Source organism: Ectothiorhodospiraceae bacterium 2226, from assembly GCA_013348725.1.
In the GTDB taxonomy this organism is placed as follows: domain Bacteria; phylum Pseudomonadota; class Gammaproteobacteria.
Genome location: CP054689.1, coordinates 90,122 through 107,500, shown reverse-complemented (window position 1 = coordinate 107,500; position 17,379 = coordinate 90,122). Strand labels below are relative to the sequence as shown.

The following is a 17,379-nucleotide window of genomic DNA, read 5'->3' as shown; positions in this document are numbered from 1 at the left end:
CTATCCATGGCCAGGGTGAAGGTGGGGTAATGCCCACTGGAGGCCCGCACCGGGATCTGTTGAAAAAGATTCGGATGAGCTGTGGATCGGAGTGAAAGGCTAATCAAGCTCGGAGATAGCTGGTTCTCCCCGAAAGCTATTTAGGTAGCGCCTCGTGTGATCACTCCCGGGGGTAGAGCACTGTTTCGGCTAGGGGCCCATCCCGGGTTACCAAACCGATGCAAACTCCGAATACCGGGAAGTGCAGCACGGGAGACAGACGGCGGGTGCTAACGTCCGTCGTCAAGAGGGAAACAACCCAGACCGCCAGCTAAGGTCCCCAAATCATGGCTCAGTGGGAAACGATGTGGGAAGGCACAGACAGCCAGGAGGTTGGCTTAGAAGCAGCCATCCTTTAAAGAAAGCGTAATAGCTCACTGGTCGAGTCGGCCTGCGCGGAAGATTTAACGGGGCTTAAGCCATGTACCGAAGCTGCGGATTTGCGCGCAAGCGCAAGTGGTAGGAGCGTTCCGTAGGCCGTTGAAGGTGGATCGTAAGGTCTGCTGGAGGTATCGGAAGTGCGAATGCTGACATGAGTAACGATAATGCGGGTGAAAAACCCGCACGCCGAAAGCCCAAGGTTTCCTGCGCAACGTTAATCGGCGCAGGGTGAGTCGGCCCCTAAGGCGAGGCCGAAAGGCGTAGTCGATGGGAAACAGGTTAATATTCCTGTACCGCGTATTACTGCGATGGGGGGACGAAGAAGGCTAGGTCAGCCGGGTGTTGGACGTCCCGGTTCAAGCGTGTAGGGAGTGGCTTTAGGAAAATCCGGAGCCACAATCCTGAGGCGTGATGACGAGCTCCCTTGTGGAGCGAAGTGATTGATGCCCAGCTTCCAGGAAAAGCCTCTAAGCTTCAGGTAATGCGTGACCGTACCCCAAACCGACACAGGTGGGCAGGGTGAGTATCCCAAGGCGCTTGAGAGAACTCGGGTGAAGGAACTAGGCAAAATAGCACCGTAACTTCGGGAGAAGGTGTGCCCCCCATTACGTGAAGGCCCTGCGGCCGGAGCGGAAGGGGGTTGCAGTGACCAGGTGGCTGCGACTGTTTATTAAAAACACAGCACTCTGCAAACTCGTAAGAGGACGTATAGGGTGTGACGCCTGCCCGGTGCCGGAAGGTTAAGTGATGGGGTTAGCTTCGGCGAAGCTCTTGATCGAAGCCCCGGTAAACGGCGGCCGTAACTATAACGGTCCTAAGGTAGCGAAATTCCTTGTCGGGTAAGTTCCGACCTGCACGAATGGCGTAACGATGGCCACACTGTCTCCACCCCGAGACTCAGTGAAATTGAATTCGCTGTGAAGATGCAGCGTACCCGCGGCAAGACGGAAAGACCCCGTGAACCTTTACTACAGCTTTACACTGAACTTCGAGTCTGCTTGTGTAGGATAGGTGGGAGGCTTTGAAGCCGGGACGCCAGTTCCGGTGGAGCCACCCTTGAAATACCACCCTGGCATGCTTGAGGTTCTAACCCAGGTCCGTTATCCGGATCGGGGACAGTGTATGGTGGGTAGTTTGACTGGGGCGGTCTCCTCCCAAAGCGTAACGGAGGAGCACGAAGGTACCCTCAGCACGGTCGGAAATCGTGCGTTGCGTGCAAAGGCATAAGGGTGCTTGACTGCGAGACATACACGTCGAGCAGGTGCGAAAGCAGGTCTTAGTGATCCGGTGGTTCTGTATGGAAGGGCCATCGCTCAACGGATAAAAGGTACTCCGGGGATAACAGGCTGATTCCTCCCAAGAGTTCATATCGACGGGGGAGTTTGGCACCTCGATGTCGGCTCATCACATCCTGGGGCTGTAGCCGGTCCCAAGGGTATGGCTGTTCGCCATTTAAAGTGGTACGCGAGCTGGGTTTAGAACGTCGTGAGACAGTTCGGTCCCTATCTGCCGTGGGCGTTGGAGATTTGAGAGGAGCTGCTCCTAGTACGAGAGGACCGGAGTGGACGTACCTCTGGTGTTCCGGTTGTCACGCCAGTGGCACTGCCGGGTAGCTATGTACGGACGGGATAACCGCTGAAAGCATCTAAGCGGGAAGCCCCCCTCAAGATGAGATCTCCCTGGAGCCTCGAGCTCCCTGAAGGTCCGTCGTAGACCACGACGTTGATAGGCGGGATGTGGAAGTGCAGTAATGCATGTAGCTAACCCGTACTAATTGACCGTGAGGCTTGACCATATAACACCCAAGTATGTTGGGTGCCTGCAGTACAGACCCGCGCCCCAGCAACCTTCCCGATTTCATCACGGTAAGCCGTGAACACCGGTTTGCCTGGCGGCCATAGCGAGTGGGAACCACCCGATCCCATCCCGAACTCGGAAGTGAAACCACTCAGCGCCGATGATAGTGTGGGGCTTCCCCATGCGAAAGTAGGTCACCGCCAGGCTTTAATTCGAACCCCTGTGGTCAAGTGACCGCAGGGGTTTTTTCTTGTGCGTGGGCGGGCTTCGGGGGCTGAGCCTGGGCCCCGATGCGGGGGGTGCTTACGCCACTCAATAACTTAAACCTCTGTGGTCTGCCGATCGCAGGGGTTTTTTGTTTTCGTTACGCGCAGGGCTCCCAAAATTTATGCGCTCCCGGGGGTGCGCGTAGGTCTGGAGCGTCGCTAGGTGGGACGGCTTGCCCATTAGAACTAGCCGCGCTCGCTATTGCGCCGCGGGAGTAGGGAGGGGAGCGGGTTTCCAGTATAGTTTCCCCACCGCTGGCCAGCCTATCATGCACGCGTCATGAACATACTTGTGAGCAACGACGACGGTTATCTTGCGCCCGGGATACAGTGTCTCGCGGAGGCGCTGCGCAGCGTAGGGGAGGTGACGGTCGTCGCGCCCGACCGCGATCGCAGCGGAGCCAGCAATTCGCTGACGCTGGAGTATCCGATCCGGGCAACATGGATGGATGCACGCACGGCGCGAGTGGACGGGACGCCGACGGACTGTGTGCACCTGGCGATCACGGGCTTGCTCGATGAGGAGCCGGACATGGTGATCTCGGGTATCAATGCGGGCGCGAATATGGGCGATGACGTGCTGTATTCGGGGACCGTGGCGGCGGCGATGGAGGGGCGTTTTCTAGGCCTGCCGGCGATCGCCGCATCGCTCGTCTACCAGGGCCAGCCGCAGCACTTCGACACGGCCGCGCGGGCGGTGGTGCATCTCATCGAACGGTTACGGAGCGATCCTCTGCCCGCGGATACCATACTCAACGTTAACGTCCCGGATGTGCCATGGGATCAGTTGCAGGGCTTCGAGGCGACACGTCTTGGGCACCGGCACAAGTCGGAGCCGGTGGTCCGGGCAACCGACCCCCGCGGCCGAGAGATCTATTGGGTCGGTCCGGCGGGCGCGGAGCAGGACGCGGGTCCCGGGACGGACTTCCATGCCGTGCGCCGCGGTTACGTGTCGGTCTCGCCGATCCAGGTGGATCTGACGCGCTACGCGGCCCTGGATCAGGTGGCGAATTGGCTGAGGGGTCAGGCGTGATTACGGATTCGCTGGAGGGCATCGGCATGACCTCGCGGCGCACGCGCGCGCGCCTCGTGCAGCGCCTGCGCGAAGCGGGGGTCGCGGACGAACGTGTGTTGTCGGCGCTTGGCGAGGTGCCGCGGCACGCGTTTGTGGATGAGGCGCTGGCGAGTCGAGCCTACGAAGATACCGCACTGCCGATCGGCCATGGACAGACAATTTCACAACCGTTGGTGGTCGCCCGGATGACTGAGGCGTTGCTGGGGGGCGGGACGCTGGGGAAGGTTCTGGAGATCGGGACGGGTTCAGGCTATCAGACCGCGGTGCTGGTGCGTGTGGCGAGCCAAGTGTTTTCGGTTGAGCGCTACGGGCCGCTGCTCGCCCAGGCACGGGCCCGCCTGGCGGCCTTGCAGGTGCGCAACGTCCAGCTGCGGGTTGGAGACGGTTTCGACGGTTGGCCGCAGGAGGCACCCTACGACGGCATACTGCTCGCGGCGGCGCCGCGAGAGATTCCGAGCGCCTTGCTCGAGCAGCTGGCGGATGGTGGGCGGATGATCTTGCCGGTCGGCGAGGGTGATACTCAGGAGTTGGTGTTGATCCTGCGCCGGGGTGAGGAGTTCGAGCAGCAGCGGATGGGACGGGTGCGTTTCGTTCCCATGCAGGCGCAAGTGGTCCGCTGATGGGCCTCTTCGGCGCCCTGTACGCGCGGACCATGATCTGGGCCCGCCACCGACACGCCCCCCGTTATCTTGCCGGGCTGAGCTTCGCCGAGTCTTCGTTTTTTCCGATTCCGCCGGATGTGATGTTGGCGCCGATGGCTTTGGCCCAACCCCGGCGGGCCTGGTACTTCGCGTTGCTGACCACCATCGCCTCGGTCCTCGGCGGGGTCCTGGGCTATCTCATAGGGATGCTCGCGTTTGAATTGGTCGCGCCGTGGCTGAAGGCCGTGGACTACTGGGAGCATTACTTGGCCGCCCAGGAGTGGTTCGCGCGGTGGGGATTTTGGGCAATCCTACTCGCCGGCTTCGCGCCCATTCCGTATAAGGTGTTCACCATTGCCGCCGGTGTGGTCGGGATGGCTTTGCTGCCGTTCGTGGTCGGATCATTGATTGGGCGAGGGGCTCGATTCTTTCTGGTGGCCGGCTTGATGGCTTGGGGGGGCGCGCGTATGGAGCAGGTATTGCACCGCTGGGTGGATCGCTTGGGCTGGGCCCTGGTCGGACTGGCGGTGGTAGGCTACGTGCTCTTACGGGGGTGATGTGAGGCTGGTTTGGCTCCTGCTGGTCGTCTGGCTGTCACTGGTAGGCTGCGCGGGTGGCGGACATCACCCGGACCAGCCCCGCTGGATTCCCGCCACGCATAAGGTCGCCGCGGGCGAGACTCTGTACGGTATTTCGTTCCAGTACAGCCTCGATTATCGCCGAGTGGCCGATTGGAACGGCATTCGCCCTCCCTATCGCATCCATCCAGGCCAGCGACTGCGCCTTTATCCACCGGGCGGACACGCCGTGGAGCTTGCGCGCGCGCAGCAGCCGCGCGCGGCTTCCTCGCCTAGCTCAGCCCCTGCCACGCCCGCCCGGACAGCGCCGATGGCCGTGCCGGAGGCCGGACAACCCCAGCGCAGTGCCGCAGTGCCCAGTTCGGGTGGGACTACGGCTGGCGGGGTACGCAGTCCGGCGCCGCGCGCAGCTACTCCGTCGAGCGGGGGGGCGGTTCAATGGCAATGGCCGTTGGAAGGGGCCATCCTAACCACCTATAACGCAAGCAATTCCGGCCGTCGGGGTATCAGAATCGCGGGGAATCCGGGACAACCCGTATATGCAGCGGCGCAGGGACGTGTAGTCTATAGCGGAGGTGGACTTATCGGCTATGGAAGGCTAGTGATCATCAAGCACAGCGACACCTTCCTGAGTGCCTATGCCCACAATAGAACGCTACTCGTCGAGGAAGGCGAGAGCGTCAAGGCGGGACAGCAGATCGCGGAAGTGGGGAATACGGGTTCTACCGACCGGGCGTCGCTTTATTTCGAGATTCGCCACAACGGTCAACCCGTGGATCCGCTGCAGCATCTGCCGAAACGGAAGCTCTAACCACAATACAGGGAGCGTTCACGATGAATGGACTTCGCGCCTCTTACAGGGACCTCAAGGATGTCGAACTTCTCAAGGACGTATACGAAGACCGAGAGGACATCGAAGCGGCGGAGCAGGACGCTGAGCCGGATGACGACGAGGAGGATGTCGACTATAGCCCGGGGAAGGTGCCCGATCGCCAGCAAATGGACGCGACACGGCTCTACCTCAGCGAGATCGGCGCATCCCCACTACTGAGTGCCGAGGAGGAGGTGTACTTCGCCCGCCTCGCGCAGAAGGGTGACGAGAAAGCGCGCAAGCGCATGATCGAGAGTAACCTCCGACTGGTGGTCAAGATCGCGCGGCGCTATCTCAACCGCGGGTTGCCGTTACTGGATCTCATCGAGGAAGGCAACCTCGGGCTGATCCGCGCGGTGGAGAAGTTCGATCCCGAGCGCGGCTTCCGTTTCTCCACCTACGCGACGTGGTGGATCCGACAGACCATCGAGCGCGGCATCATGAATCAGACGCGCACCATCCGGCTGCCGATCCACGTCATCAAGGAGATCAACGTCTACGTGCGCGCGGCCCGTCAGTTGGCCCAGACGCTGGACCACGAGCCCACGCCGGATGAGATTGCCGAGATGCTCGAGAAGCCCGTGGAGGACGTTAAGCGCATGTTGGGCCTCAACGAACGGGTTGCCTCGGTGGACGTGCCGCTGGGTCGGGATGGCGACAAGCTGCTGTTGGACGCGATTCCGGACGAAAACAACACCGATCCCGCCGTCGTCCTGCAGGAAGGCGACGTACGTGGAAACCTCGAGTATTGGCTGTCGCAGCTGACCGACAAGCAGCGCGAGGTCGTCGAGCGCCGCTTCGGCCTGAACGGCCACGACGTGGCCACGCTCGAAGAGGTCGGCAACAAGATCGGTGTGACCCGCGAGCGGGTACGCCAGATCCAGCTCGAGGCGCTGAAGCGTCTGCGGGAGATACTCGAGGGGCAAGGCTTCTCGGAAGACGCCCTGTTCCGGTAGACACGGCGCTACGCCGGATGGGAAGGGGCGGCCGAGCCGCCCCTTCCCGTTTCAACGGCGATTCAAGCCGCTTCTTCGACGGCGCGGCGGTTCAAGCCACCTCTTCAACGGCGCGGCGATTCAAGCCGCTTCGATCATGAGCAAGGCGGCCGCGACGCGCCGTCCTTCCGCGGCGAGGATGTTAAAGGTGCGGCAGGCGGCCGCCGTGTCCATGACTTCGACGCCGATTTGGCGCGCTGCCAAAGGCGCTGTGCAGCCGGCGGCGGGGAAGCGCAGCCGCGCGCCCGACCCGAACAGGACCACTTCGGGGTCCAGTTCTTCCAGCATCGCGAAATGGTCCGCCGCCAAGTCTTCGAAGCGCTCGGGGGGCCAGGCGCGGATCAGGCGGGAGGGGGTCACGACCACGCTCGATTCGACGGTCTCGCGCTGCCCGCCGAGCGCTTCCGCCGGTGTCGCCGGCGCGCCGCCGGCGTGCGCCACCGTGATGCGCCCCTCCTCGTAGGCGACGATCTGGTAACCGCCCCCGGCTTCCAAGTTGAATTTCATCGGCTCCCTCCTCAGGGCCGCGCGCTGAGCGGCGCGCAATTGACAGTGATTTGGGCCAGCAGTTAATGTTAACAGTCTTTGACGGACCCGGTGCGCGGGTCCCGCCGCGCCTTATTGGACTGCTGCCTTGATCGACGAATTCCAACGTATTAAACGGCTGCCTCCCTACGTATTCAACATCGTCAACGACCTAAAAGCCAAGGCACGAGCGCGGGGGGAGGACATAGTCGACTTCGGCATGGGCAATCCCGATCAGCCCACGCCCCAGCACATTGTCGATAAGCTCGTGGAGGCCGCCCAGCGCGGCGATACTCACCGCTACTCGGTCTCACGCGGTATTCCGCGCCTGCGCCGGGCGATCTGCCAGTGGTATCAGAAGCGCTATGGCGTCACCCTGGATCCCGAGCGCGAAGCGATCGTCACCATCGGCTCCAAGGAAGGGCTGGCACATCTCGCGCTGGCGACCATGGGCCCCGGGGACGCGGTGCTGGTGCCGAATCCGTCCTACCCGATCCACCCCTACGGCTTCGTGATCGCCGGGGCGCACATTCAGCACGTGCCCCTGGTGGACGGCGGGGACTTCTTCGGGGAGCTGGAGAAGGCCATCAAGGACTCCTGGCCTAAGCCCAAGATGTTGGTGCTGAACTTCCCCGGAAACCCGACCACGCAATGCGTGGACCTCGAGTTTTTCGAGAAGGTGGTGGCGGTGGCCCGAGAGCATAAGATCTGGGTGGTCCACGACTTGGCGTACGCAGATCTTGCGTTCGACGGTTACGTGGCGCCCTCGATCCTGCAGGTGCCGGGCGCGACCGAGGTGGCGGTCGAGTTCTTCACCCTCTCCAAAAGCTACAACATGCCGGGCTGGCGCGTGGGCTTCATGTGCGGCAACGAGCAGCTGGTGGCTGCGCTGGCACGCATGAAGTCCTACCTCGACTACGGCATGTTCACGCCGATCCAGGTGGCGGCGATCACCGCCCTGGAGGGGCCGCAGGATTGCGTCACCGAGATCCGCGACATGTACCAGCGCCGGCGCGACGTACTGTGCGACGGCCTGAATGCGCTCGGTTGGACGGTGGAGAAGCCCAAGGCGACCATGTTCGTGTGGGCGCCGATTCCCGAGCAGTACCGCCACATGGGCTCGCTGGAGTTTGCCAAGAAGCTGCTGGAGGACGCTTGCGTTGCCGTCTCGCCGGGCGTCGGCTTCGGCGAGTACGGCGACGATCATGTGCGCTTCAGCCTCATCGAAAACGAACACCGTACACGCCAAGCCTTGCGCGGCATCCGCGACATGTTCCGGCGTGATCGGCAAGCGGCCATGAAGGAGACGGCAGGGTGAATCCGGTAAAGGTCGGCCTGTTGGGCCTGGGGACGGTCGGGTGCGGCACGGTCAGCGTGCTCGCGCGCAATGCCGAAGAAATAGCGCGCCGCGCGGGCCGCGGCATCGAGGTGGTGCGGGCGGCCGCGCGTGACCTCGACCGCCCGCGCACCTGTGACACCACCGGCATCGCCTTGAGCGCCGACCCCCGCGAGGTGGTGGACGACCCGGACGTCGCGGTAGTGGTGGAACTCATCGGTGGGGACACCCTCGCGCGCGAGTTGGTGCTGCGCGCCATCGAGCAGGGCAAGCACGTGGTCACCGCCAACAAGGCGCTCATCGCCAAGCACGGCAATGAAATCTTTGCGGCGGCGCAGGCGCGCGGCGTGACCGTGGCATTCGAGGCGGCGGTGGCGGGCGGTATCCCCATCATCAAGGCCTTGCGCGAAGGGCTGGCCGGCAACCGCATCGAGTGGCTGGCCGGCATCATCAACGGTACCGGCAACTTCATCCTGACCGAGATGCGCGACAAGGGCCGCGAGTTCGCCGACGTGCTGGCCGAGGCGCAGCGCCTGGGTTATGCCGAGGCCGATCCGACCTTCGACGTGGAAGGCATCGACGCCGCGCACAAACTGACCATTCTCGCCGCGATCGCGTTCGGGATTCCGCTTCAGTTCGACAAGGTGTACACCGAGGGCATCACGCGCATTACGCGCGAAGACGTCGCTTACGCCGAGCAGCTGGGGTATCGCATCAAGCACCTGGGGTTCGCGCGCGCCACCGCCGAAGGCGTGGAGCTGCGTGTGCACCCCACGCTGATTCCCGAGCGACGTCTGATCGCGAACGTCGACGGCGTGATGAACGCGGTACTGGTGAAGGGCGACGCGGTGGGCCCGACGCTGTACTACGGCGCGGGTGCCGGTGCCGAGCCGACGGCCTCGGCGGTGGTGGCGGATCTGGTCGATGTGGTGCGTGCGCTCACCTCGGATCCGGAGAACCGGGTTCCGCATCTGGCCTTTCAGCCCGATGCCTTGTCCGACGTGCCGGTGTTGGCCATGGAGCAGGTACAGACGGCCTATTTCCTGCGCATGCAGGCGCAGGACCGCCCCGGCGTGCTCGCGGAGGTGACACGCATCCTGGGTGACCAAGGCATCAGCATCGAGGCCATCCGCCAGCACGAGCCGCAGGGCGAGGCGGCCTCGGTGACCGTCATCATGCTCACGCACCGGGTCGCCGAAGGCAGTATGAACCGCGCCATCGCCAGCATCGAGGCGCTGGAATCCATCGACGGCGCGGTGACCCGCATCCGCGTCGAACACCTTAACCGCAACTGACCCGCGGGCGCCCGCGCCCGCCTACGAGGAAGCACATGTCCTTTCGCCCCCGCTACACCGGCCTGATCGAGAGATACCGCGACCGCCTGCCGGTGCACGACGACACGCGCATCATCAGCCTGGGCGAGGGCAACACGCCCCTCATTCGCCTGCACAATGTGCCGCGCGCCCTCGGCAAGAACGTGGAGATCTACGTTAAGTTCGAGGGCCTGAACCCGACCGGTTCGTTCAAGGACCGTGGCATGACCATGGCCGTCACCAAGGCGGTCGAAGAGGGCAGCCGCGCCATCATCTGCGCCTCGACCGGCAACACCTCGGCCGCCGCGGCGGCCTATGCCGCGCGCGCCGGCATCACCGCCTTCGTGTTGATCCCCGACGGCAAGATCGCGCTCGGCAAGCTGGCGCAGGCCATGATGCACGGGGCGCGCATCGTGCAGATCAAGGGCAATTTCGATGAAGGCATGCAGCTCGTGAAGGAAGTGGCGGGCGAGGCGCCGGTGACCATCGTCAATTCGATCAACCCCTATCGTTTGCAGGGGCAGAAGACGGCCGCCTTCGAGATCGTCGAGGAGCTCGGGCGCGCGCCGGACTACCATTGTCTGCCGGTTGGCAACGCCGGCAACATCACCGCGCACTGGATCGGCTACACGGAGGTGTCGGCCGCCTCGGGTGATCAGGTGACACGCGCCTGTGCGTTCTGTAACGGACACTGCATGTACGCGGGCGGGGCGCTGGTGGGCAACCGGCCCAAGATGATCGGCTATCAGGCCGCGGGGAGCGCGCCGTTCATGCGCGGCCATATGGTCGACGACCCCGATACGCTCGCCACCGCGATCCGGATCGGCCATCCGCAGTCGTGGGAGCAGGCCTGGACGGTGCAGAAAGAGTCCGGCGGCTGGTTCGACGAGTGTGCCGACGAGGAGATCCTCGCGGCCCAGAAGCTGCTGGCGGAGAAGGAGGGCGTGTTCTGCGAGCCGGCCTCCGCCGCCTCGCTCGCCGGGGCGATGCGCGACATCCGCAATGGCCGGATCCCCGAGGGCAGCAGCGTGGTCTGCACCCTCACCGGGCACGGCCTCAAGGATCCCGACATCGCCATTCGACAGAGCGCGCAGGACCTCACCGCCGTGGAGGCTACCTTGCCGGCGGTGCGGGACGTCATCCTCCGTAACCTGCCGAACTGAGTGGCCGGGTGGCTGCAGCAGCCCCGCTGAGCCTCCTCATCCCGGGGTTGCTGGCGCGTCTGCCCGGAGCAGATGCATTGGCGGGGACCGAATGGCCGTCCCTGGAGGGCCTGCAGGCACTGCTGCGCTACGGCGAGGCCGTGGCGGCGCCGGCGGTGGGGCTGGAAGCCGCATTGGCGGTCCGCTTCGGCGTGTCGCCGGTGGAGCGCCTGCCGGTTGCCTCGCTCACGCGCGTGCTCGACGGCGGGGCGCCCGACGAAGATGTTTGGCTGCGCGCCGACCCGGTCTACCTGCAGGCCGATCGCGACAGCCTGCGACTGCTCGACGACGCCCCCGCCCTGACGCCGGAGGAGTCGGTCCAACTGGCCGCCCACCTCAACACGCATTTCGCCGACGAGGGTTGGCAGATCCAGCCGCTCCACCCGCAGCGCTGGTACGTGCGCTGGGACGGACTGCCGCGTCTGCACACCCTCCCGCCGCAAAGCCTGCTCGGTCAGCGCATCGATCACCATCTGCCCGCCGAGCGCGCCTGGCATCGGCGCTTGAACGAAATCCAGATGGTTCTGCACGCCGCGCCCGTCAATGCCGAGCGCGAGTCGGCGGGGCGTTTGCCGGTCAACAGCCTGTGGTTCTGGGGCGAGGGGCCGCTGCCGGCGGTGCGCACCGAGCTGCGCCGGGTCTGGAGCACCGAGCCGCTCGCGCGCGCCTTGGCCCGGCGCGCCGGGATTCCGGAGCAGGACTGTGACCCCGTGTGGCCGGGCGAGGTCGTGCCGCGTGTCGCGGCGGGTGACCTCTTGGTGCTCGATACGCTGCGCGCCGACGTGGTACAGGGCGATCTCTTCGGCTGGCTGGCGCGGCTCGAATCCCTGGATCGGCAGTGGCTGGCGCCGCTCTGGGAGCGCGTGCAGGCCGGCGAGCTAGCGGGCTTCGAGCTCGACGTCGGCGACGGGCGCTTATGGCGAGTGCGTAAACCGAACACCTGGCACCGACTCGTCCGCCGGCCGCGTCACCTGCGCGCCTATCTGCAGGCCCCCGCATGAGCTCGCAATCGGGGATGAACGAGGACCCGTGGCACGGTGTGCATCCGCTGCTCGCGCGGCTCTACCGGGCACGCGGCGCGCGCCCCGAAGACCTCGATTACCGTCTCGCCAGACTCCCTTCGTACGCCGACCTGCGGGGTATCCACGCGGCCGTGGCGGTGCTCGCCGACGCCTTGACCCGGGCAGAGCGCATTCTCGTGGTGGGCGATTTCGATGCCGACGGGGCGACCAGTTGCGCGGTGGCGGTGCGGGGGCTGCGTCGTCTCGGCGCGGCGGCGGTCGATTTTCTGGTGCCCAATCGCTTCGAGTTCGGCTACGGCCTCACGCCGGAGATCGTCGCGCTTGCGCAGCAGCGCGGGCCCGATCTGCTGATCACCGTCGACAATGGCATCAGCAGCGTGGAGGGCGTGCGCGCGGCGCGCGCCGCCGGAATCCGCGTGGTGGTGACCGATCACCATCTGCCCGGCGAGCACTTGCCCGAGGCCGACGCCATTGTGAATCCCAACCAAGCGGGCTGCGGCTTCCCCGGCAAGGCGCTGGCGGGCGTCGGCGTCATCTTCTACGTGCTGCTGGCCTTGCGTGCGCACCTGCGTACGCAGGGCTGGTTCGGCCCGTCCCGCGAGGAGCCGAACCTCGCCGAACTGCTCGATCTGGTCGCATTGGGCACGGTGGCCGATGTGGTACCCCTCGACGCGCTCAATCGGATCCTGGTGACCCAGGGGCTCCAACGCATGCGGGCAGGCCGGGCCTGCGCCGGCATCCGGGCGCTCGCACAGATCGCCGGACGGGATTTGCGCGAGGTGGTGGCCGCGGACTTGGGCTACGGCATCGCCCCGCGGCTGAATGCCGCCGGGCGGTTGGACGACATGAGCCTGGGTGTGCGTTGTCTGCTCACCGATGATCCCGCCGAGGCCGCCGGCTACGCCGCGACGCTGGACGAGCTCAACCTGGAACGGCGCGCGCTCGAGCGTCGCATGCACGACGAGGCGCTCGCATTGGTCGAGGACGCGCTCATCGACGGCGCCGATTTACCAGCCGGCCTGTGCTTGTTCGATCCGGGCTGGCACCAGGGGGTGGTCGGCATTGTCGCTTCGCGGATCAAGGACCGCACTCAGCGCCCGGTCATCGCCTTCGCCGATTGCGGCGACGGCGAATTAAAGGGCTCCGGACGCTCCATACCCGGGGTGCACCTGCGCGACGTGCTGGAGGCAGTCGCCACGCGCCATCCGACCCTGCTCCGGCGCTTCGGCGGTCATGCCATGGCCGCCGGCCTACAGCTCGCCGCGGTGGACATCGAGCGCTTTTCCGACGCGTTCGTCGAGGCGGTGGCGGCTGCCTGTGACGCTGCGCGCTTGGGGATGGCGACCGCAACCGACGGGGCCCTGGCGCCGGACGATCTCGTGCTGCCGATCGCCGAGCTGTTGCGCAGTGCCGGTCCCTGGGGTCAGGGCTTTCCCGAGCCCGTGTTCGAAGGCGAGTTCGAGGTGGTCACGGTGCGCGTGGTGGGGGAGGTACATCTCAAGCTCGTGCTGCGCGCGCCAGGCGGGCAGCGGACCGTGGAGGGAATCGCCTTCAATGCGGCGGCTGAGGCGGCGATAGCGGCGGGCAGTCGCGCGCAGGTCCATTATCGGCTCGATGTGAACCGCTATCGGGATGCGCGCACGCTTCAACTCGTGATCGAGCGCTTGCTTCCGTTGCCTCTGTGTGTAGAGAATGCTTGACCCATAACGGATTTCGGGTGTAGCGTCGCAGGTAACGTGACGGATGTCACACTTTCGGCCGATGCGGTTCCTAAAAACAAAGTTCGAGGCGCGCGGGCGCATCCAAGGGGGGAAGCATGTCGCTGATCAATCAAGTCGTGGCGCTCGATGCCACGTTCATCATCACGGCACTCGCCGTGGCAACCATCCTGTACGCACTGTGGGCTGTCGTTTCGCTGTCCTCGTCCATTCCCGGCGGCATCGTAGGGCGTCAGTGGGCGATTCTGTCGGGGCTGGTGGTACTGTTTACCTTCGGCTATCTGGTGGCGCCCTTCTTCCGCGTGCTGCCGGACGAGGTGCTGCGTTTCGTGGTGGCGCTCATCTTCCTGTTCGGCGCCGTCTACGTAGTGATCACCATCAAGCTGGTCCATCGGGTAATCCAAGTCCTCACGGAGTAGCGTCATGGATCCCGATGCACGGCTGCTCAAGACCGCCAAGGGCGAGGAAGAGATCAAGCGTCGCACGCATGGACTGCCCAAGGACGAACGCCTGGCGCTGATCTTGGTGGACGGGCGTTCGACCGCGCAGGAGGTCATGCGTAAGGCGGCCGGCGCCCCGAATCTGAAAGCGGCCCTGGTGCGCCTTGCCGAGCAGGGCTTCATCCAGGTGATCGAGTCCAAAGCGGCAGGCGGTTACGGTGACATCAAGCAGTCCATGATCGCCATCGCGCGCGAGGTGTTCGGCGACAACGCGGGGAAGGTGGTGGCCAAGATCGAGGCCGCGACTGAGAGCCGCGAGGGACTGGCCGAAGGTGTGGTGGCCGCACGCAAGATCGCCCAGCTGCTGATCGACGAGGGGAAGGCGCGCGACTTCGCAACTCGCTGTCAGGCCCTGCTTGACGCCAACTGAAGCGGCGGGACGTCTCCACGGCGTCCCGCCGTTTGTAGTATGATGCCCGGCTTGTCGTAGAGGGGCATCATGGTCGAATTCAATCCCTTATTCGCACGTATCGAAGATCTTCAGGGCCGATCCGCGTCCCTGAGGGGGTATCTTTGACTATCCGAGCAAGCGCGAGCGCCTGATCGAGGTCGAGCGCGAACTCGAGGATCCCGCCATCTGGAACGAGCCCGAGCGCGCCCAGGAACTGGGCCGCGAGCGCGCGCGCCTGGAGCAAGTCACCGGCACCCTGGAGCGCCTGGACGCGGGCCTGGCTGACGCGCAGGAGTTGTTGGAACTCGCGGCGGAAGAGCAGGACGCGGACACCCTGGCGAGCGTGGACGGGGATCTCGAGCGCTTCGAGCGGGAACTCGAGCAGCTCGAGTTTCAACGCATGTTCGCGGGCGAGATGGACGCGAACAACGCCTTTCTGGATATCCAGGCCGGGTCGGGGGGCACCGAGGCGCAGGATTGGGCCGAGATGCTGCTGCGCATGTACCTGCGCTGGTGCGAACGGCGCGGCTTCAAGGCCGAGTTGATCGAGGCGTCGGAGGGCGAGGTCGCCGGCATCAAGAGCGCGACCGTCAGTGTCCAAGGCGCTTACGCCTATGGTTGGCTGCGCACCGAAACCGGCGTGCATCGCCTGGTGCGCAAGTCGCCGTTTGACTCCGGGAACCGGCGTCATACCTCCTTTGCGTCGGTGTTCGTCTCGCCTGAGGTGGACGAAGACATCGACATCGAGATCAATCCCGCCGACCTGCGCATCGACACCTACCGCGCGAGCGGTGCCGGTGGACAGCACGTCAACCGCACCGACTCGGCCATCCGTATTACCCACAATCCAACCGGCGTGGTGGTGCAGTGCCAGAGCGACCGCTCGCAGCACAAGAACCGCGCGACGGCGATGAAGCAGCTCAAAGCGAAGCTGTACGAGTTGGAGGTCCAGAAGCGCAACGTGGAGAAGCAGGCGCTGGAGGAGAGTAAGTCGGATATCGGCTGGGGCAGCCAGATCCGCTCCTACGTGCTCGACCAGTCGCGCATCAAGGACCTGCGCACAGGCGTGGAAACCGGCAATCCGCAAGCCGTGTTGGACGGGGACCTCGACCTTTTTATTGAAGCCAGCCTCAAGAGCGGGCTTTAGCGGCCGCCGCAAACCGAGTGACGATGAGCGAACATAACACCGAGCACGAGATCATCCAGGCGCGCCGCGGCAAGCTGGCCGCGCTGCGCGAGCAGGGGGTCGCCTTCCGCAATGACTTCCGGCGCGATACCCTCGCGGCGGACATCCACGCGCGCTTTGGCGCACACGCTGCCGAGTCGCTCGAGAGCGAAGGCGTGCGCGTGCGGGTCGCGGGGCGCATGATGACGCGCCGCGTGATGGGCAAGGCCGCGTTTGCCGACCTGCAGGACATGTCCGGCCGGGTGCAGCTCTATGTGCAGCGCGACGCGCTTCCCGAGGGCCTCTACAACGAGCAGTTCAAGAAGTGGGATCTGGGGGATGTGATCGGCGCCGTCGGTACGGTGTTTCGCACCCGCGCGGGCGAGCTTTCCATCAAGGTGGACGAGATCGTACTGCTGACCAAGTCGCTGCGGCCGCTGCCGGAGAAGTTCCATGGGTTGGTGGACCAGGAGGTGCGCTACCGGCAGCGCTATCTCGATCTGATCATGAATCCCGATACCCGGCGGCTGTTCCAGCTCCGCTCGGACACCATCGAGTACATCCGTCAGTTTCTGATCGCGCGGGGCTACCTCGAGGTCGAGACGCCGATGATGCAGCCCGTGCCGGGCGGCGCCGCGGCCAAGCCGTTCGTGACCTACCACAACGCGCTGGACATGCAGCTTTACCTGCGCATCGCCCCGGAGCTTTACCTCAAGCGCCTGGTGGTCGGGGGCTTCGAACGGGTGTTCGAGATCAATCGCAATTTCCGCAACGAGGGGCTCTCCACGCGCCACAACCCCGAGTTCACCATGCTGGAGTTTTATCAGGCCTACGCCGACTATCACGAGTTGATGGATCTCACCGAGACCATGATGCGCGGCGTGGCGCAGGCGGTGCTGGGCGACACGCGGTTGGCGTATCAGGGCGCCGAGTACGACCTCGGCAAGCCCTTCGCCCGGCACACGCTCAAGGACGCGATCCTGCATTACAACCCCGGGGTCGGGGCGCAGGATTTGGCGGAGCTGGAGAGCGCCCGGCGCGTGGCCGAGTCCCTGGACATCCATATCGAGCCTACCTGGGGTCTGGGCAAGGTGCAGCTCGAGATCTTCGAAAAGACGGCCGAACACAAGCTCGAGCAGCCCACCTTCATTACCGCCTATCCGGCGGAGGTTTCACCCTTGGCGCGGCGCAATGACGCTGACCCCTTCGTCACCGACCGATTCGAGTTCTTCATCGCGGGTCGCGAGATCGCCAACGGCTTCTCCGAGCTCAACGATCCGGAGGATCAGGCCGAGCGCTTCCGTCAGCAGGTCCAGGACAAGGAGGCGGGCGATGAGGAGGCGATGCATTACGATGAGGACTATATCCGCGCGCTGGAGTATGGCCTGCCACCCTCGGCGGGCGAGGGCATCGGCATCGACCGCCTGGTAATGTTGCTGAGCGACTCGCCGTCGATTCGCGACGTGTTGCTGTTCCCGCATATGCGGCCGGAGCGCCAGGACTAGGTCCGACCGGGGCTAAGGAAGCTCGGGGCAGTGCAGCGTTCTGCCGTACCAGGATGTGC

Annotated in this window: 15 protein-coding genes and 2 rRNA genes (1 of these 17 running past the window's edge); 16 read left to right on the top strand and 1 reads right to left on the bottom strand. The window is 64.7% G+C overall.

Annotated elements, in window-relative coordinates:
* The 7 genes from HUS23_00525 to rpoS form a co-directional block, all read left to right on the top strand.
* Window positions 1-2,236: ribosomal RNA gene (locus tag HUS23_00525) — 23S ribosomal RNA — on the top strand (it extends 693 nt beyond the left edge of the window).
* 71 nt (window positions 2,237-2,307) lie between these two features.
* Window positions 2,308-2,423: ribosomal RNA gene (gene rrf, locus HUS23_00520) — 5S ribosomal RNA — on the top strand.
* Between the two features lie 340 nt (window positions 2,424-2,763).
* A complete protein-coding gene (gene surE, locus HUS23_00515) occupies window positions 2,764-3,516 on the top strand; it encodes a 5'/3'-nucleotidase SurE (protein ID QKT02428.1) in 753 nt (250 codons plus the stop codon).
* Between the two features lie 26 nt (window positions 3,517-3,542).
* Window positions 3,543-4,178, top strand: a complete 636-nt coding sequence (locus tag HUS23_00510; protein ID QKT04909.1) for a protein-L-isoaspartate(D-aspartate) O-methyltransferase — start codon at window positions 3,543-3,545, stop codon at window positions 4,176-4,178.
* Complete coding sequence (locus tag HUS23_00505; protein ID QKT02427.1) at window positions 4,178-4,756, top strand: DedA family protein; 579 nt, start codon at window positions 4,178-4,180, stop codon at window positions 4,754-4,756. The genes HUS23_00510 and HUS23_00505 overlap by 1 nt, the downstream gene beginning before the upstream one ends.
* A gap of 1 nt (window position 4,757) precedes the next feature.
* Entirely contained in the window at window positions 4,758-5,588 is an 831-nt protein-coding gene (locus HUS23_00500; protein ID QKT02426.1) for a peptidoglycan DD-metalloendopeptidase family protein, read from the top strand.
* Window positions 5,589-5,611: 23 nt separating this feature from the next.
* Complete coding sequence (gene rpoS / locus HUS23_00495) at window positions 5,612-6,604, top strand: RNA polymerase sigma factor RpoS (protein QKT02425.1); 993 nt, start codon at window positions 5,612-5,614, stop codon at window positions 6,602-6,604.
* Window positions 6,605-6,724: 120 nt separating this feature from the next.
* Here the strand turns inward: rpoS and HUS23_00490 are convergent, their stop codons facing one another.
* Window positions 6,725-7,150: an Xcc1710-like domain-containing protein gene (locus HUS23_00490; protein ID QKT02424.1), complete on the bottom strand. Its 426-nt coding sequence runs from the start codon at window positions 7,148-7,150 to the stop codon at window positions 6,725-6,727.
* A gap of 127 nt (window positions 7,151-7,277) precedes the next feature.
* On the opposite strand from HUS23_00490, the gene alaC reads away from it, so the two are divergent.
* From alaC to lysS, 9 genes are all read left to right on the top strand, one after another.
* Window positions 7,278-8,486: an alanine transaminase gene (gene alaC, locus HUS23_00485; GenBank protein ID QKT02423.1), complete on the top strand. Its 1,209-nt coding sequence runs from the start codon at window positions 7,278-7,280 to the stop codon at window positions 8,484-8,486.
* Window positions 8,483-9,799, top strand: coding sequence for a homoserine dehydrogenase (locus HUS23_00480; protein ID QKT02422.1), 1,317 nt, complete (start codon window positions 8,483-8,485; stop codon window positions 9,797-9,799). Before alaC ends, HUS23_00480 begins: the two co-directional genes overlap by 4 nt.
* Window positions 9,800-9,834: 35 nt before the next feature.
* A complete protein-coding gene (locus HUS23_00475) occupies window positions 9,835-10,980 on the top strand; it encodes a threonine synthase (GenBank protein ID QKT02421.1) in 1,146 nt (381 codons plus the stop codon).
* Window positions 10,981-10,988: 8 nt separating this feature from the next.
* Window positions 10,989-12,020, top strand: coding sequence for a hypothetical protein (locus HUS23_00470; GenBank protein QKT02420.1), 1,032 nt, complete (start codon window positions 10,989-10,991; stop codon window positions 12,018-12,020).
* Complete coding sequence (gene recJ / locus HUS23_00465) at window positions 12,017-13,741, top strand: single-stranded-DNA-specific exonuclease RecJ (protein ID QKT02419.1); 1,725 nt, start codon at window positions 12,017-12,019, stop codon at window positions 13,739-13,741. Before HUS23_00470 ends, recJ begins: the two co-directional genes overlap by 4 nt.
* A gap of 137 nt (window positions 13,742-13,878) precedes the next feature.
* A complete protein-coding gene (locus HUS23_00460; GenBank protein ID QKT04908.1) occupies window positions 13,879-14,178 on the top strand; it encodes a hypothetical protein in 300 nt (99 codons plus the stop codon).
* 4 nt (window positions 14,179-14,182) lie between these two features.
* Entirely contained in the window at window positions 14,183-14,629 is a 447-nt protein-coding gene (locus HUS23_00455; GenBank protein QKT02418.1) for a hypothetical protein, read from the top strand.
* Window positions 14,630-14,698: 69 nt separating this feature from the next.
* A protein-coding gene (gene prfB / locus HUS23_00450) for a peptide chain release factor 2 (GenBank protein ID QKT02417.1) occupies window positions 14,699-15,797 on the top strand; the annotation gives its coding sequence in 2 pieces (ribosomal slippage) (window positions 14,699-14,773 and window positions 14,775-15,797; 1,098 coding nt in all).
* Between the two features lie 23 nt (window positions 15,798-15,820).
* Window positions 15,821-17,320 carry a lysine--tRNA ligase gene (gene lysS, locus HUS23_00445; GenBank protein QKT02416.1) on the top strand — a complete coding sequence of 500 codons (1,500 nt, stop codon included), beginning with the start codon at window positions 15,821-15,823 and terminating at the stop codon, window positions 17,318-17,320.
* The last annotated feature ends 59 nt before the right edge of the window (window positions 17,321-17,379 follow it).

Bases quoted from the DNA above. Each gene is read 5' to 3' on its own strand.
- HUS23_00505 (QKT02427.1), top strand. From the start codon at position 4,178: ATGGGCCTCTTCGGCGCCCTGTACGCGCGGACCATGATCTGGGCCCGC.
- rpoS (QKT02425.1), top strand. From the start codon at position 5,612: ATGAATGGACTTCGCGCCTCTTACAGGGACCTCAAGGATGTCGAACTT.
- HUS23_00455 (QKT02418.1), top strand. From the start codon at position 14,183: ATGGATCCCGATGCACGGCTGCTCAAGACCGCCAAGGGCGAGGAAGAG.
- lysS (QKT02416.1), top strand. From the start codon at position 15,821: ATGAGCGAACATAACACCGAGCACGAGATCATCCAGGCGCGCCGCGGC.
- HUS23_00475 (QKT02421.1), top strand. From the start codon at position 9,835: ATGTCCTTTCGCCCCCGCTACACCGGCCTGATCGAGAGATACCGCGAC.
- HUS23_00490 (QKT02424.1), bottom strand. From the start codon at position 7,150: ATGAAATTCAACTTGGAAGCCGGGGGCGGTTACCAGATCGTCGCCTAC.
- recJ (QKT02419.1), top strand. From the start codon at position 12,017: ATGAGCTCGCAATCGGGGATGAACGAGGACCCGTGGCACGGTGTGCAT.
- surE (QKT02428.1), top strand. From the start codon at position 2,764: ATGAACATACTTGTGAGCAACGACGACGGTTATCTTGCGCCCGGGATA.
- HUS23_00510 (QKT04909.1), top strand. From the start codon at position 3,543: ATGACCTCGCGGCGCACGCGCGCGCGCCTCGTGCAGCGCCTGCGCGAA.